Annotated in this window: 7 protein-coding genes and 5 pseudogenes; 4 read left to right on the plus strand and 8 right to left on the minus strand. The window is 56.4% G+C overall.

Annotated features, from left to right (window positions below; all coding sequences use genetic code 11):
* Window positions 1-6: 6 nt before the first annotated feature.
* A pseudogene (gene katA, locus EL098_RS06630) lies at window positions 7-1,454 on the minus strand (catalase KatA).
* Window positions 1,455-1,716: 262 nt separating this feature from the next.
* Between katA and EL098_RS06635 the strand changes: the two are divergent.
* Both EL098_RS06635 and EL098_RS06640 read left to right on the plus strand, forming a co-directional pair.
* Window positions 1,717-2,258 (plus strand): annotated as a pseudogene (locus EL098_RS06635) (YfaZ family outer membrane protein).
* Between the two features lie 92 nt (window positions 2,259-2,350).
* Window positions 2,351-3,549: pseudogene (locus EL098_RS06640) on the plus strand (nicotinamide mononucleotide deamidase-related protein YfaY).
* Between the two features lie 3 nt (window positions 3,550-3,552).
* Here the strand turns inward: EL098_RS06640 and glpC are convergent.
* The 3 genes and pseudogenes from glpC to glpA all read right to left on the minus strand — a co-directional run bounded on the left by glpC (window position 3,553) and on the right by glpA (window position 7,617).
* Window positions 3,553-4,757 (minus strand): annotated as a pseudogene (glpC, locus tag EL098_RS06645) (anaerobic glycerol-3-phosphate dehydrogenase subunit GlpC).
* Window positions 4,744-6,010 (minus strand): annotated as a pseudogene (gene glpB / locus EL098_RS06650) (glycerol-3-phosphate dehydrogenase subunit GlpB). Before glpB ends, glpC begins: the two co-directional pseudogenes overlap by 14 nt.
* Window positions 6,007-7,617 carry an anaerobic glycerol-3-phosphate dehydrogenase subunit A gene (gene glpA, locus EL098_RS06655; protein ID WP_126355523.1) on the minus strand — a complete coding sequence of 537 codons (1,611 nt, stop codon included), beginning with the start codon at window positions 7,615-7,617 and terminating at the stop codon, window positions 6,007-6,009. The pseudogene glpB and the gene glpA overlap by 4 nt, the downstream one beginning before the upstream one ends.
* 261 nt (window positions 7,618-7,878) lie before the next feature.
* On the opposite strand from glpA, the gene glpT reads away from it, so the two are divergent.
* Window positions 7,879-9,231, plus strand: a complete 1,353-nt coding sequence (gene glpT, locus EL098_RS06660; protein WP_126355524.1) for a glycerol-3-phosphate transporter — start codon at window positions 7,879-7,881, stop codon at window positions 9,229-9,231.
* A gap of 10 nt (window positions 9,232-9,241) precedes the next feature.
* The gene (gene glpQ / locus EL098_RS06665; RefSeq protein ID WP_126355525.1) at window positions 9,242-10,303 is read left to right on the plus strand and encodes a glycerophosphodiester phosphodiesterase; all 1,062 of its coding nucleotides are present in this window, start codon (window positions 9,242-9,244) and stop codon (window positions 10,301-10,303) included.
* 4 nt (window positions 10,304-10,307) lie between these two features.
* Here the strand turns inward: glpQ and EL098_RS06670 are convergent.
* From EL098_RS06670 to nrdA, 4 genes are all read right to left on the minus strand, one after another.
* Window positions 10,308-11,563, minus strand: a protein-coding gene (locus EL098_RS06670; RefSeq protein ID WP_126355526.1) for an IS3 family transposase whose coding sequence is annotated in 2 segments (ribosomal slippage) — window positions 10,308-11,212 and window positions 11,212-11,563 — 1,257 coding nt in all. Because the reading frame shifts where the segments join, the coding sequence is not laid out codon by codon here.
* A gap of 92 nt (window positions 11,564-11,655) precedes the next feature.
* Window positions 11,656-11,910, minus strand: a complete 255-nt coding sequence (gene yfaE, locus EL098_RS06675) for a class I ribonucleotide reductase maintenance protein YfaE (RefSeq protein WP_126355527.1) — start codon at window positions 11,908-11,910, stop codon at window positions 11,656-11,658.
* 3 nt (window positions 11,911-11,913) lie between these two features.
* On the minus strand, window positions 11,914-13,044 hold the full coding sequence (nrdB, locus tag EL098_RS06680) for a class Ia ribonucleoside-diphosphate reductase subunit beta (protein WP_126355528.1): 1,131 nt from the start codon (window positions 13,042-13,044) through the stop codon (window positions 11,914-11,916).
* Between the two features lie 104 nt (window positions 13,045-13,148).
* Window positions 13,149-15,434, minus strand: coding sequence for a class 1a ribonucleoside-diphosphate reductase subunit alpha (nrdA, locus tag EL098_RS06685; RefSeq protein ID WP_126355529.1), 2,286 nt, complete (start codon window positions 15,432-15,434; stop codon window positions 13,149-13,151).

Raw genomic sequence — 15,434 nt, forward strand, 5'->3', positions numbered from 1 at the left:
GGGATTCTATTTACCGTGTTTAAGCGCCTCAATCGCCTTAGCCACACCGGCGCCGTATTCAGGATGCACCTGGTTGAATAAACCTATCTGGCGCGTCTGAATGCTTTCCGGCACCTCCTTCAGCTCACCGGCGATACGCTCGAACATGCGCTGATGTTCTTCATCGCTAAGCAGATTATATAGCGCCCGTGGCTGGCTAAAGTAGTCGCCGTCTTCGCGGTGATTCCAGTGATCTGCTGCGCCTTCGAGGCTTAGCGGCGGCTCGCTGAAGTCCGGCTGTTGCTGGAAAACGTTGAAGCTGTTTGGCTCGTAGGTTGCGCCGTTGCCGCTGTTGCCGTCCACGCGCATTGCGCCGTCGCGGTGATAGTTATGGAACGGGCACTTCGGCGCGTTCACCGGGATTTGGTGATGGTTAACGCCCAGGCGGTAGCGATGTGCGTCGCCGTAGGAGAACAGGCGGCCCTGCAGCATTTTGTCCGGGGAGAAGCTAATGCCCGGCACCACATTGGCCGGAGACATCGCCGCCTGCTCGACGTCCGAGAAGTAATTTTCCGGGTTGCGGTTCAGCTCAATGTACCCAACCTCAATCAGCGGGTAATCGCCGTGCGGCCAGACCTTGGTCAGGTCAAACGGGTTATAAGGCGTTTTTGAGGCTTCCGCCTCCGGCATAACTTGCACGTACAGCGTCCAGCGCGGGAAGTCGCCGGCCTCGATGGCGCCGAAAAGATCGCGCTGCGAGCTCTCCCTGTCTTCTGCAATGATTTTCCCCGCTTCTTCGTCCATCAGGTTCTCAATGCCCTGTTGGGTTTTAAAGTGGAATTTCACCCAGAAACGCTCGTTGTCCTTGTTGATAAAACTGAAGGTATGGCTGCCAAACCCGTGAATATGGCGATAAGAGCGCGGCAGGCCCCGATCGCTGAAGTCGATGGTGAGCTGGTGCAGCGATTCGGGAAGATGTGAGAAAAAGTCCCACTTATAGGTCGGGTTACGCAGGTTAGTGCGTGGATCGCGTTTTACGACGTGATTGAGATCCGGGAATTTCAGCGGGTCGCGGAGATAGAAGACCGGGGTGTTATTGCCCACCAGATCCCAGTTGCCTTCTTCGGTATAAAATTTCATCGAAAAACCGCGAATATCACGTTCAGCATCCGCCGCGCCGCGTTCACCGGCAACGGTTGAAAAACGCATAAACATCTCTGTCTGCTTGCCGATTTCGGCGAACAGTTTTGCCCGGTATAGCGGGTGATGTCGTGAGTTACGGTGAAATGGCCGAATGCGCCTGAACCTTTGGCGTGCATGCGGCGCTCAGGGATCACTTCGCGGTCGAAGTGGGCGAGTTTCTCAAGGTACCAAACGTCCTGAAGCAGCATCGGACCACGGGGTCCTGCGGTAGCAACGTTGTTATTATCAGCAACGGGTGCGCCAGCGGCGGTCGTTAATCCTTTCTTGCTCATCAATGCCTCCTTGGGTCTGGATTAGGCGTTACAAAAAAATTAAATATAGACCACTTTTTCAATACGTCTTTATGATGACCCAAACACTTTGTCACCGCAGGTCGTCGCTATTTCATTGATCTTGTCGCGGAATACCCCGTCTTTTCATTTCCTTACAATCAAGGAATCATTAGCATTCTCTGCCATGTTAAATAGATAATGCGTCGCGCTATAATTTCCCATTTTTGAAGGGCTGCCCTTTCTCATTTTCAGGAACCAAGGAATGAATAAATTACTTATAGCCGGCGGTGCAGGTTTGCTGCTGGTTTCTGCAGGCGCCAGCGCGATCGGCGTGAACGCTGAAGTTGGTAAGGAATACACTAATCTCGGCGTAGGTTTTGGCACCGAAAGCAGCGGTATTGCGGTAACCGGTAACTATGCGCACAACGATGACAATGGCGATGCCGTCGGCGTGGGCCTCGGCTTTAACATTCCGCTGGGCCGATGTTGGCAACCGTCGGTGGACGTGGCGTTTATCTGAATCCGAAAGACAGTAAAGAAGGTTATGCTATCGCGGCCGGTGGCGGCCTGAGATGGCCTGTTACGCCTGATATCGCCGTGTTTGGCGATTACTACTATTCGCCTGACTCTCTGTCCAGCGGCGTCAAGGATTACAAAGAGGCAAGCGCCGGCGCAAGCTGGAACTTTATGCGTCCCTTCTCGGCGCAGGTGGGTTACCGCTATATCAGCCTCGGCGGCAAAGATGGCGATCGCACCAATACCGTGGCCGATGGCCCGTATGTGGGCGTTAGCGCCAGTTTCTAATCTCTAAGCGCGGCTTTTAGCCGCGTTTTTTGTCTCTGTCGTTCCCCGGAGCCTGCGCTATAGTGGGGCGTTCCCCTGCTGCGGAGTAGAAGATGTTAAAAGTAGAAATGCTGTCAACCGGCGATGAAGTGCTGTACGGGCAAATTACCGACACCAATGCAGCCTGGCTTGCCGATTATTTCTTTGATCGGGGCTTACCCATGTCGCGCCGCAATACGGTAGGCGATAGCCTTCCTGACCTGATTGCCGTGCTGCAAGAGCGCAGTCGCGAAGCCGATGTGCTTATTGTCAACGGTGGACTGGGACCAACCAGCGACGACTTAAGCGCCCTGGCGGCGGCTACCGCCGCAGGCGTTGCACTGGTTGAACATGCAGGATGGTTAACCAGGATGGAGCAGTTCTTCGCCGAGCGTGGGCGCGTGATGGCGCCGAGCAACCGCAAGCAGGCGCAAATCCCTGCCGGCAGCGAAATGATCGATAATCCCGTCGGCACCGCCTGCGGTTTTGCTTTGAAGTTAAACCGCTGTCTGATGTTCTTCACGCCGGGCGTGCCGTCAGAATTTAAGGCTATGGTAGAAAAGCAAATTTTGCCGCGGCTGCGCGACCGCTTTACCCTGCCTGAACCGCCGATTTGTCTGCGTTTAACCACCTTTGGTCGCTCGGAAAGCGAGCTGGCGCAATGCCTTGAGCCGCTAACCTTACCCGAGGGCGTGGTGATGGGGTACCGCTCATCCATGCCGATTATCGAGCTTAAGCTCACCGGCCCCGCCAGCCAGCGGGAGGCGATGGAAGCCGTATGGCCGGAAGTGCGTCGTGTGGCCGGGTGACAGCCTGATTTTTGAAGGTACCGAGGGGCTGCCTGCGCAGATAGCTCGTCGTCTTGACGAGCGGGGGCTGACTATCGCCGTGAGCGAGCAGTTTACCGGCGGCCTGCTGGCGCTGCAGCTGAACCGCGCTCAGGCCAAATTGCAGGCAAGCTGCGTTTTTACCGCAGCGCTCCGGCACGCTGGCTGAGGCGCTAACCTCCAGCGCAGGGCTTCGTCAGAGCCAGCAGAGCGATGTGTCTCTGGTGGTTGCCGGAGAAGAAGGGCAGCAGATTAACTTCGCGCTCTCGACCCCGGACGGCACGTACGGCCTTGGCGTGAAGTTCGGCGTTGCCCGCCATGCTATCTCTACCCGGCAGGAAGTGAGCGCCATGATGGCGCTCAATGTGCTGCGCCGCTGGCTCAACGGCCAGCCGCTGGAAAGCGAGCACGGCTGGATTGAGGTGGTGGAGTCAGCGAGCCTCTAAGCGTCAGGCGAGCGCCCGTGCCAGCAGCGTAATCGGGTGCTCGCAGCGTTTGCTGGTGGACATCTCTATCTGCCATTTACAGGTTTCACAGTCGGTGACTACAAGGTCTACGCCACTCTCTTCTATCTGCTGGAACAGCGGCGCGCCAATACGCTGGGAAGTCGGGTAGTTCTCTTTTTTAAATCCATAGGTACCGGCAATGCCGCAGCACTGGGAGTCCAGCATCACCAGTTCCACGCCGGGGATCCGCCGCAGCAGTTCGACGGAGTAAAGCGTCCAGCCCATTTTCTCCATATGGCATGGCGTGTGGTAGGCGATGCGAAGCGGCGTATTTTTTAACGCCAGCCTTTTGCCATCCTCCTCCAGCAGCTTCCAGATGTAGCGCGTGGCAAGTTCAATCTGGTCGCGAACCGGCGTAGTGTCTACGCCGAGGATATTGCGGGTATTCATCGCGCAGGGTGAAGGTACAGGTTGATGAGGTGGCAACGACCGGAAGCCCGCGGTGGATAACGGCTTCTTCGAGCGAGCTGGCGTTCACCGTCGCCTGTTTTTTTTGCCTTTTCGATAAAGCCGTTGGCGATAAGCGGAACGCCGCAGCACTTCTCTCTTTTCAGCAGCTGGACGCCGATGCCCATAGCGTTAAGCACTTTCACCATGTCTTTGCCGAGCTGCGGATGGTTATAGTTCACAAAGCAGCCGTGGAAGAACGCCACCTGCTGCGGTAAGCTGGCCTGGTGTCCTGCCTGACGTCGATACCACTGGCGAAATGTCCCGAAGGAATATTTTGGCAATTCGCGGTGGGAATCAATGTTCAGGGCTTTATCCAGCAGTTTACGCACGGGCTTCAGGCCGGTAGTGGCGTTGACCAGCGGGGCGAAAGGCGTCGAAAGCGTGCCCATTAAATCAGTGTGGCTGAGTATCGCGTCGCGAAGGGAAGGGCTATGTTCGCCGTATTTGGCCCTTGCTCGCTGGATGATATCGCCAATTTTGACCTCAGACGGGCAGGAGACTTCGCAGCGCTTGCAGTTGGTGCAGTATTTCAGCGCATCGTCATACAACGAAGGATCTTTAAGACGCAGCCTTTCACCGTCGGGCCCGGCCTGTTTTGGTCCGGGGTATTCCGGGCGTACGCGGCTCACAGGGCAAGCTGTGGTGCAGACCGTGCATTTAATACAGCTTTCAAAGCTGGTTTCATCAAGCAGGTTCATGGCAAGCCTCCGCGGCAACGAGGATTTGTTCGGCAACGAAAAGCGCCGTCAGCATGGAAACACCGGCACCGCATCCCTGCTGAATGGGGTCGAACCCGCCCAGCACGGAACCGATGGCATAGAGATTCTGCGTGTGCTCGCCTTGATGGCAAGGCTGAAGCCGCGGGTTCACCTTGAGCCCAAACTGCAGCCAGGGCTGCGGCGTGAAGAAATCGGGCTTGCTCCACGTGGCGCGATCCTCAGGAACCTCCACGTCCAGCCCAAAAATTGGCTCAAAAACGCGTTGCCGATCGGCCTCCAGCCCGCCGCTAAAAAAGCTTCCGCTGGCCAGAATCACATGGCGGGTACGTAGCGGAACTTCACGATGATTTTTAGTGAACAGGGCGTTGATGCTCCCACGTTCAAGCTGAGCGCCGGTAACGGTATCGCCCGGCATAATAAGCCCGCCGAGCGATTGAAAGCGTCGACGGAGCGCATTGTGAAGCCGCATTCCTGGCACCGAAGGCGGCAGCGTCGGGAGCAGTTTTACCGGCACGTTTAGCGCCTGCTGCAGAGCCGGGAGCGTGTTTTCCTCCAGGCCCAGGCAGGCGGGCAGGATCATCGCTTCACCGCTGCCCAGCAGCAGCCGCAGTTCCTCCACCAGCGCCCGGTGGTTTTCCGGCAAGTCCAGCACCCGGGCGATGTTCACCGCACGAAACTCGCTTGGGTTGTTTCGCAGTACGTCGAGTACCGGTAAGGTGAGCTCGGCGACGTGAGCGGTACAGCCCGCAGAGGAAAGTGAACCGGCAACCAGCTCGGCCTGAAAATCCAGAAAGCCTGCGATATTGATCACCGTAACTCTTTTCCAGGGCAGCGGGGCCTGCGGGACTTCCGGCGGGCTTAGCCAACTGGCTCTCTGTTTACCCAAAGTGGTGATTCTCAGGTGGTTCTGCCTGGAGCTCCCCCACCACGGGAATGCCGGCCCTGGCCAGCAGCTGTTCGCTCTCTGCGGCGAGCGCCATCACGGCCTCTTTGCCTATCAAACTATAGGGATGCTGAGGCGCCTGGTCGGCGAGGCGTTCGAGAGCCGAGGCAGCCTCCTGCACCGCGCTGCCGTCCGGCAGCGCCGAAAGCAAATCCAGCGAGCCGGATGAGAAGTGCAGGGCGCTTTGTCCGCGGCTGACGATGGCGCAGCGCTGACCTTGTTCGGCCAGGCGGATACCAGCGGTTAGCCCGGCCAGGCCGCCGCCGATGATGAGGGTGTCGAATTTCATTTCTGCTCTCCGTTATCCAGCCCGCACAAGCCCTGGTAAACCCAGGCGGTGAATTCGCTCTCGCGCAGCGCGTTGCCCCAGGCGATAGGGCGGACGCCCTTCCAGCGTTCGTTGAGGAAGCGGGAAAGCTGTTCCAGCGACTGCGCCGGCGTGGTGAGCTGGAAGCGCTGAAGCAGTCCGGCGGCGCGGCAGGCGCAGAGTTCCCCCTGGCAGGTCCCCATGCCCACGCGCGTTCTGCGTCGTAAGTCGCCCAGGTTTTTTACGCCAAGTGCGTCAACGGCATAGCGAACTTCGCTGGAGGTGACGGCTTCGCATTCGCAAACCAGGCTGTTGCTGAGTCGGCTGTTATTGAGCAAGCGAGTTGCCCGGTCGCCGTGCCGCCAGACGGCGGAGCCGCGAATCGTCGGTGGTAAAGAGATAACTTTACCCAGCGTTTGTTCTGCCGTTTGTTCTGAACCCGGCAGAGGCGTTGAAGCGGTGGAGCAGGGCGTATTATTCCCCAGCCGTTTGCAGACCAGGTCGGAGGCCCACTCCGCCATCAGGCGGTAGGTCATCAGCTTCCCGCCGGTGATGGTGATAAAGCCGTCCATGCCGTCGCGTTTTGCGTGGTCCAGCAGCACGATCCCACGGCTGACGCTGCGCCCTGTCGGATCGTCGTCGCTGGCTACCAGCGGCCTGACGCCCGCGTAGGCACGAAGAATGCGGGTTCGGCCCAGCACCGGCGCCAGTTTCTCGCCTTCGCGGATCAAAATATCCACTTCGTCCGGCGTGACAAACATATTGTCGATCTGGTCGTAGTCGATATGCGTTGAGGTGGTGCCGATAAGTGAAATGGTATCGCCAGGAACCAGGATATCCGCGTCAGCCGGTTTGCGGCAGCGGTTGATGACCATGTTATTGATCCGGTGGCCGAGGATCAGCAGCGCGCCTTTCGCCGGGAACATTTTTACGCTGAGCTCTGCGTATTCGGCGATGCGTTGGCCCCAGATCCCCGCAGCATTCACGACCATAAGGGCGCGGAATTCTGCCGCTTGTTGGGTGAGATGATTGAATACGCGGACGCCGCAGACTCGAGAGCCTTCGCGAATCAGGCCGGTGATTTCGCAGCCTGTCAGAACTTCTGCTCCGTGCTCTTTTGCATCAAGCATATTGGCGGCAGTGAGGCGAAAAGGATCGACCGTGCCGTCCGGGACGCGCACTGCGCCGATGAGCGCCGGGTTCGCGGACGGCTCCAGCCGCAGTGCTTCTTCAGGCTCCAGCGCCTGCGCCCCGATGCCGGCCCGGCGGCAGGCGGTAACGAAGCTATCCTGAAAAGCCAGGTCGTCTTCCGGAAGGGTAATGAACAGGCCGTCCGTAGGCTCGATGCAGTGGCGGGCAATTCGCCGCAGGATGCGGTTCTCTTCGATGCACTCTTTAGCGGATTCGCCGTCGGTGACCGCATAGCGCGCGCCGCTGTGGAGCAGACCGTGGTTGCGGCCTGTGGCACCTGTCGCAATGTCATGGCGCTCGAGCAGCAGCACTTTTAGCCCGCGGCGGGCGCAGTCTCTCGCTATTCCGGCACCGGTTGCGCCACCGCCAATGATAATCACGTCCGTTTCTCTGCTCATATGGCGCTCCTTTATCCCTTCTTTATTTACTGTTATTCAGCCATAAATAAAGCACGAAATGTTTGATTGCGAGCAAATTCGAGCAAGAAACGAAAGTAATTCGTGATGAAATGCACCTTTTCGCCTTCTTGTAATAAAAATGTAACATTGTGTGCGATGTTTCACAGTAAATACGCGCATAGATAACTAACATGCGCTCGCAAAAGAACATTTGGCGGGAGACGTTTGCTCCCGCTAAACATCAACGCCACGGAGGCTCGTATGTTAAGTATCTTCAAACCCGCCGCGCATAAGGCGCGTTTGCCAGAGGCGCAGATAGACTCGGTCTATCGCCGCCTGCGCTGGCAAATTTTCATGGGTATCTTCTTTGGTTACGCTGCTTACTATCTGGTGAGGAAAAACTTTACCCTTGCGATGCCCTATCTGGTGGAGCAGGGCTTCTCCCGGGGCGATCTCGGTTTTGCGCTTTCGGGAATTTCTATCGCCTACGGATTTTCGAAATTCATCATGGGCTCGGTCTCTGACCGCTCGAATCCGCGCGTTTTCCTGCCAGCAGGGTTAATCCTTGCTGCGGCGGTGATGCTGTTTATGGGCTTTGTGCCCTGGGCAACGTCCAGCATCGCTATTATGTTTGTGCTGCTGTTTGCCTGCGGCTGGTTCCAGGGCATGGGGTGGCCGCCGTGCGGGCGCACCATGGTGCACTGGTGGTCGCAGAAGGAGCGCGGGGGCATCGTTTCGGTCTGGAACTGCGCCCATAACGTGGGCGGTGGTATTCCTCCGCTGCTGTTCCTGCTGGGGATGGCGTGGTTTAACGACTGGCATGCGGCGCTGTATATGCCTGCTTTTGCGGCAATCATTGTGGCGATTATCGCCTTCGGTTTGATGCGTGATACCCCGCAATCCTGTGGCCTGCCGCCGATCGAAGAGTACAAAAACGATTATCCGGACGATTACAACGACAAAGCCGAAGAGGAGCTGACGGCGAAGCAGATCTTCATGCAATACGTCTTCCCGAACCGCCTGCTGTGGTACATCGCCATTGCCAACGTGTTTGTCTATCTGCTGCGCTACGGCATTCTGGACTGGTCGCCAACTTACCTGAAAGAGGTGAAACACTTCGCGCTGGATAAGTCCTCGTGGGCCTACTTCCTCTATGAATACGCGGGCATTCCCGGCACGCTGCTGTGCGGATGGATGTCGGACAAAGTGTTCAAGGGTAACCGAGGCGCAACCGGCGTCTTCTTCATGGTGCTGGTGACGATTGCTACCGTGGTTTACTGGCTCAACCCGCCGGGCAATCCGGGCGTGGATATGGCCTGTATGATCGTTATCGGCTTCCTGATTTACGGCCCGGTCATGCTGATTGGCCTGCATGCGCTTGAGCTGGCGCCGAAAAAGGCGGCAGGGACGGCGGCGGGCTTTACCGGCCTGTTTGGCTACCTCGGCGGCTCGGTTGCGGCCAGCGCGATCGTCGGTTATACCGTGGACTTCTTCGGCTGGGACGGCGGCTTTATCGTGATGATCGGCGGAAGTGTTCTGGCCGTGCTGCTGCTGATTGTGGTGATGATTGGCGAGCGCAAACACCACGATGAAAAAATGATGAAGAATAGCTAAGGAGAGCCAAATGAAACTGATGACTAAAACATTGCTGGCGGGCGTAGTGCTGGTGGCGACCTGCAGCGCATTTGCCCAGACCACCGATAAAATCGTGATTGCCCACCGCGGCGCCAGCGGCTATCTCCCCGAGCATACGCTGCCGGCGAAGGCGATGGCTTATGCTCAGGGTGCAGACTACCTTGAGCAAGATCTGGTGATGACCAAAGATGACCGATTGGTGGTGCTGCATGACCACTATCTGGATCGCGTGACCGACGTAGCGAAGCGCTTCCCGGACCGCGCACGTAAAGATGGCCGCTACTATGCCATCGACTTTACGCTGGCGGAAATCAAGTCTCTGAAGTTCACCGAAGGCTTCGATATTGTTGACGGCAAGCCGGTGCAAACTTATCCGGGACGCTTCCCGATGGGGAAATCTGACTTCCGGGTGCATACCTTTGAGGAAGAGATAGAGTTCGTTCAGGGGCTGAACCACTCGACCGGGAAGAACATCGGCATTTATCCGGAGATAAAAGCGCCGTGGTTCCACCATCAGGAAGGCAAGGATATCGCGGCGAAGACCCTCGAGGTGCTGAAGCGCTACGGCTACACCGGCAAGCAGGATAAGGTTTATCTCCAGTGCTTCGACGCCGCAGAGCTTAAGCGTATTAAAAACGAGCTCGAGCCGAAGATGGGCATGGACCTGAATCTGGTGCAGCTTATCGCTTATACCGACTGGAATGAAACTCAGGAGAAGCAGCCGGACGGTAAGTGGGTGAACTACAGCTACGACTGGATGTTTAAGCCCGGCGCGATGAAGCAGATAGCCCAGTATGCCGACGGCATTGGCCCGGACTACCATATGCTGGTGGAGCAGGCGTCGACCAAAGGCAACATTAAGCTCACCGATATGGTGACCGAAGCGCATGCCAGCAAGCTTACCGTGCATCCTTATACGGTAAGGGCGGATGCGCTGCCGGACTACGTGAGCGACGTGAATCAGCTGTACGACGTGCTGTACAACAAAGCCGGGGTGGACGGGCTGTTTACCGACTTCCCGGATAAAGCCGTACTGTTCCTGAAGAAGTAACTGACTAGTCCTGATATAGGTTGACAGTTTTCTGTCTGTAAAACGCCTGATGAACATCATCGGGCGTTTTGTATTTCAGGGCCAGGTGTGGCCGCTCATGGTTATAGATTGCCACGGATTCTTTTACCATTTCCCGGGCCTGAGCCAGGTCTGCAGGGCGCGAGAGTAAAAATTCATTTTTCAGGATCCCGTTTACCCGCTCAGCCAGCGCATTCTGGTAGCAGTCATAACCATCGGTCATTGAACAGGTTATTCCATTTCTTTCATGAACTGACTGGTAAAGTACCGAACAGTATTGCAGTCCTCTGTCAGAGTGATGTACCAGCGGACCTGTCGTTTTTCTCCGCCTCAGAGCCTGTATGAATGCTTTTACCACGTTTTCTGTCTGCAGGTTTTCCCCGACATGGTAACCCACGATTTTTCTGGAGCAGGCATCCGTGACCAGACTCAGATAAGCCGTGCCGCTGCGCAGCGGAAGATAAGTTATATCAGCGACCCAGACCTGCTCTGGCTCAAGGGCGGTGACCTGTTCAGGGCCGGGTTTCAGCAGATTAGGATGCCGGTAAAAGCGATGATGGCTGTTGGTGGTTTTGTGATATGCCCGTTTCACTGGCACCAGAAGCCGGTATTCATCCATCAGGTTAAACAGACGGTCTCGTCCAATATTCAGCCTTTTATCGGCCTGAGTGTTCAGCAGATAGTGCAGTTTACGCGTACCGATTCGCGGCTGACGGCACCTGACGCAGGCAACAAAATCAAGAACCTGAGCATGATGTTCCTGCCGTTTTCTGCGCCTTGTGTTGTCCTGATACCATGCCTGTCTGCTGTGCCCCAGGAACTGGCATACGCGTGTAACGGTTATTTTTGGGGCCGGACTTTGCGCGAGGACTTGCCGGGCCGCTTTTTTACGACACTCACCCCGTAATCATTTTTCAGGACATTGATAACCGACTCAAAAAACTCAGCTTTCTGGTTTGCCAGCTCAAGCTGTTCTTCAAGTTCCCTGATTCTTTGCTCGGGTGTAAGTGGGACAGTCGTCTGAGCCACAGGCAGTTTCCTCCTCACCAGGTCAGGAAGTCCGGGGCTCCAGTCAAGCCTGCCATATTTACGCAGCCAGACAAGAACGGTGGAGCGCCCCTGAATACCATACCGCTGCTGGGCCTGCTTGTAGGTCATCTCGCCTTTTTCAACCTGATCAACAATAGCTATTTTAAAGGATAGAGGATAATCGCGTTGGGTGCGTTTGAACTCAGTCATCATCACGTTCTCCAGATTTCAGTCAGGAACGTGTCAACGCTATTCAGGACGGGTCAAACGCATAAAAAAGGCCGCATTCGCGGCCTTTTTCACAACTACATCTCGATTTCGATATCGCCGCGCGCTTTGCAGCAGCAGGGGAGAATCTCACCGGGCTGGATAAACGCCAGCGGCTCGGTCAGCCACTGCACTTCGCCCGCCAGCAGCCTCGTGCGGCAGGAGCCGCAATAGCCCTCCCGGCACTGATACTCTACGCAGACTTTGTGTGACTCCAGCGCCGCGAGCAGCGAAGGGTGTTCCTCTTCGCTCGTCAGCTGAGCGCCGGTAATGCTGAGCGTGATACGACCCATTACTTACAGCTGGAAGTTGCTCAGATCGTCGGTATCGACCTCTGAGTCAATCTGGCCTACCAGATAGGAGCTGACCTCAACTTCCTGCGGCGCGACCTGCACGTTATCGGAGACCAGCCAGGCATTAATCCATGGAATCGGGTTAGAGCGCGTCTGGAAAGGCAGGTCAAGGCCTACAGCCTGCATACGAATGTTGGTGATGTACTCAACATACTGGCAGAGGATGTCTTTGTTCAGGCCAATCATAGAACCGTCGCGGAACAGATAATCAGCCCACTCTTTTTCCTGCTGAGCGGCAAGGACGAACAGATCGTAGCACTGCTGACGGCATTCAACGGCGATTTCCGCCATTTCAGGATCATCTTCACCGCTGCGCATCAGGTTCAGCATATGCTGGGTGCCGGTCAGGTGCAGGGCTTCGTCACGGGCGATCAGCTTGATGATTTTAGCGTTCCCTTCCATCAGCTCGCGCTCGGCGAAAGCGAAGGAACAGGCGAAGCTGACATAGAAGCGAATCGCTTCCAGCGCGTTAACGCTCATCAGGCAGAGATAGAGCTGTTTTTTCAGCGCACGCAGGTTCACGGTGACGGTTTTGCCGTTCACGTTGTGGGTACCTTCCCCGAGCAGGTGCCAGTAGCTGGTCATCTCGATCAGGTCATCGTAGTAGCCAGAGATGTCTTTGGCGCGCTTAAGGATCTCCTGATTGGTGACGATATCGTCAAACACAATCGCCGGATCGTTAACAATGTTGCGGATGATATGGGTGTAAGAGCGAGAGTGAATGGTCTCGCTAAACGCCCAGGTTTCAACCCAGGTTTCCAGCTCAGGGATGGAGATCAGCGGCAGCAGCGCAACGTTCGGGCTACGGCCCTGAATGGAGTCCAGCAGCGTCTGGTACTTCAGGTTGCTGATGAAGATGTGCTTCTCATGCTCCGGCAGCGCCTGGAAGTCGATGCGGTCCCGGGAGACGTCCACTTCTTCCGGACGCCAGAAGAAGGAGAGCTGCTTCTCAATCAGCTTTTCGAAGATGTCATATTTCTGCTGATCGTAGCGCGCCACGTTAACCGACTGGCCAAAGAACATAGGCTCGGCGAGCTGATCGTTTTTCGTCTGTGAGAAAGTAGTGTAAGCCATTATTTTTATTCCGTTATTTTGTTTCCCCTCACCCTGTCCCTCTCCCAAAGGGAGAGGGGAGTGGCACGGTGCCGGGATAAGCTGAGGTGAGGGGAAAACGAAAATCAGATTTTACATGCGCCGCTTTCGCAGCCATCGTCCTGGATGGAAGGCGCCAGGTCATCCTGAGTATCTTCCGCACCGTCGCGGGTGTTTTGATAGTACAGGGTCTTCACGCCAAATTTATAGGCGGTGAGGAGATCCTTGAGCAGCTGCTGCATCGGCACTTTGCCAGACGGGAAGCGCGTTGGGTCGTAGTTGGTGTTGGCAGAGATCGACTGGTCGATAAACTTCTGCATCAGGCCAACCAGCTGCAGGTAGCCGTCGTTGCTCGGCATCTCCCACAGCAGCTCGTAGTTGTTTTTCAGCGCTTCATAATCCGGCACAACCTGGCGCAGGATACCGTCTTTCGACGCTTTGATGCTGATGTGGCCGCGCGGCGGCTCGATGCCGTTGGTGGCGTTAGAGATCTGCGAGGAGGTCTCGGACGGCATCAGGGCAGAAAGCGTGGAGTTGCGCAGGCCGTGAGTTTTGATGGACTCACGCAGGCCTTCCCAGTCCAGATGCAGCGGCTCATTGCTGATAGCATCCAGGTCTTTCTTATAGGTATCGATCGGCAGGATGCCTTTCGCATAGGTGGTTTCGTTGAACCACGGGCAGGCGCCTTGCTCTTTCGCCAGTTCGTTTGAGGCTTTCAGCAGGTAGTACTGAATCGCTTCGAAGGTCTTGTGCGTCAGGTTGTTTGCGCTGCCGTCGGAGTAACGTACGCCGTGCTTCGCCAGATAGTAGGCAAAGTTGATCACCCCGATACCCAAGGTACGACGACCCATTGCACCGCGTTTTGCCGCCAGAATTGGATAATCCTGATAGTCGAGCAGGGCGTCCAGGGCACGAACCGCCAGCACCGCCATCTCTTCCAGATCGTCCAGGCTTTCGATAACGCCAAGGTTAAACGCAGACAGCGTACAAAGGGCGATTTCGCCATTTTCGTCGTTCACATCGTCCAGCGGCTTGGTCGGCAGCGCGATTTCCAGGCACAGGTTGGACTGGCGCACCGGCGCGATAGCCGGATCGAACGGGCTGTGGGTGTTGCAGTGGTCAACGTTCTGGATGTAGATACGGCCGGTAGAGGCACGCTCCTGCATCATCAGGGAGAACAGCTCTACCGCTTTCACGCGCTGCTTGCGGATGCTGTCGTCTTTCTCGTATTGGGTGTACAGGCGCTCGAACGCATCCTGGTCCGCGAAGAAGGCGTCGTACAGCCCCGGTACGTCAGACGGGCTGAACAGGGTGATCTCTTCGCCCTTCAGCAGGCGGGTGTACATCAGCTTGTTGATCTGTACGCCGTAGTCCATGTGGCGCACGCGGTTGCCCTCAACGCCACGGTTGTTTTTCAGGACCAGCAGGCTTTCAACTTCCAGGTGCCACATTGGGTAGAACAGCGTTGCTGCACCGCCGCGCACGCCGCCCTGAGAGCAAGACTTAACCGCGGTCTGGAAGTGCTTGTAGAACGGGATGCAGCCGGTGTGGAACGCTTCACCGCCGCGAATCGGGCTGCCCAGGGCACGGATACGGCCGGCATTGATGCCGATGCCTGCGCGCTGAGAAACATACTTCACGATTGCGCTGGAAGTGGCGTTGATGGAATCCAGGCTGTCTCCGCACTCGATCAGTACGCAGGAGCTGAACTGACGAGTTGGGGTGCGCACGCCGGACATGATTGGCGTAGGCAGAGAAATTTTGAAGGTGGAAACCGCATCGTAGAAACGCTTAACGTAGCTGAGGCGGGTTTCACGCGGGTAGCCGGAGAACAGGCAGGCAGCGACCAGAATATAGAGGAACTGCGCGCTTTCGTAGATCTCACCGGATACGCGGTTCTGCACCAGGTATTTGCCTTCGAGCTGTTTCACGGCCGCGTAGGAGAAGTTCATGTCACGCCAGTGATCGATGAAATCGTTCATCTGCTCGAACTCTTCTTCCGTGTAGTCTTCCAGCAGGTGACGATCGTATTTACCCATCTCAACCATTTTCACAACCTGATCGTAAAGCTTTGGCGGCTCAAACTGGCCGTAGGCTTTTTTACGCAGGTGGAAAATCGCCAGGCGAGCGGCGAGGTACTGATAATCCGGTGCGTCACGGGAGATCAGATCGGCTGCGGCCTTGATGATGGTTTCATGAATATCAGAGGTTTTGATGCCGTCGTAAAACTGGATATGGGAGCGCAGTTCGACCTGGGAGACAGAGACGTTGTTCAGCCCTTCAGCGGCCCAGTCCAGCACCCGATGAATTTTATCCAGATTGATGCGCTCTTTGCTGCCATCGCGTTTTGTAACCAGCAGACTCTGATTCAT

This window comes from Cedecea lapagei (assembly GCF_900635955.1).
GTDB lineage: Bacteria > Pseudomonadota > Gammaproteobacteria > Enterobacterales > Enterobacteriaceae > Cedecea > Cedecea lapagei.

Coding starts and splice junctions, on each gene's coding strand:
- yfaE (WP_126355527.1), bottom strand. CDS start 11,910: ATGGGTCGTATCACGCTCAGCATTACCGGCGCTCAGCTGACGAGCGAA.
- glpA (WP_126355523.1), bottom strand. CDS start 7,617: ATGAGCAGAGAAACGGACGTGATTATCATTGGCGGTGGCGCAACCGGT.
- glpQ (WP_126355525.1), top strand. CDS start 9,242: ATGAAACTGATGACTAAAACATTGCTGGCGGGCGTAGTGCTGGTGGCG.
- nrdA (WP_126355529.1), bottom strand. CDS start 15,434: ATGAATCAGAGTCTGCTGGTTACAAAACGCGATGGCAGCAAAGAGCGC.
- nrdB (WP_126355528.1), bottom strand. CDS start 13,044: ATGGCTTACACTACTTTCTCACAGACGAAAAACGATCAGCTCGCCGAG.
- glpT (WP_126355524.1), top strand. CDS start 7,879: ATGTTAAGTATCTTCAAACCCGCCGCGCATAAGGCGCGTTTGCCAGAG.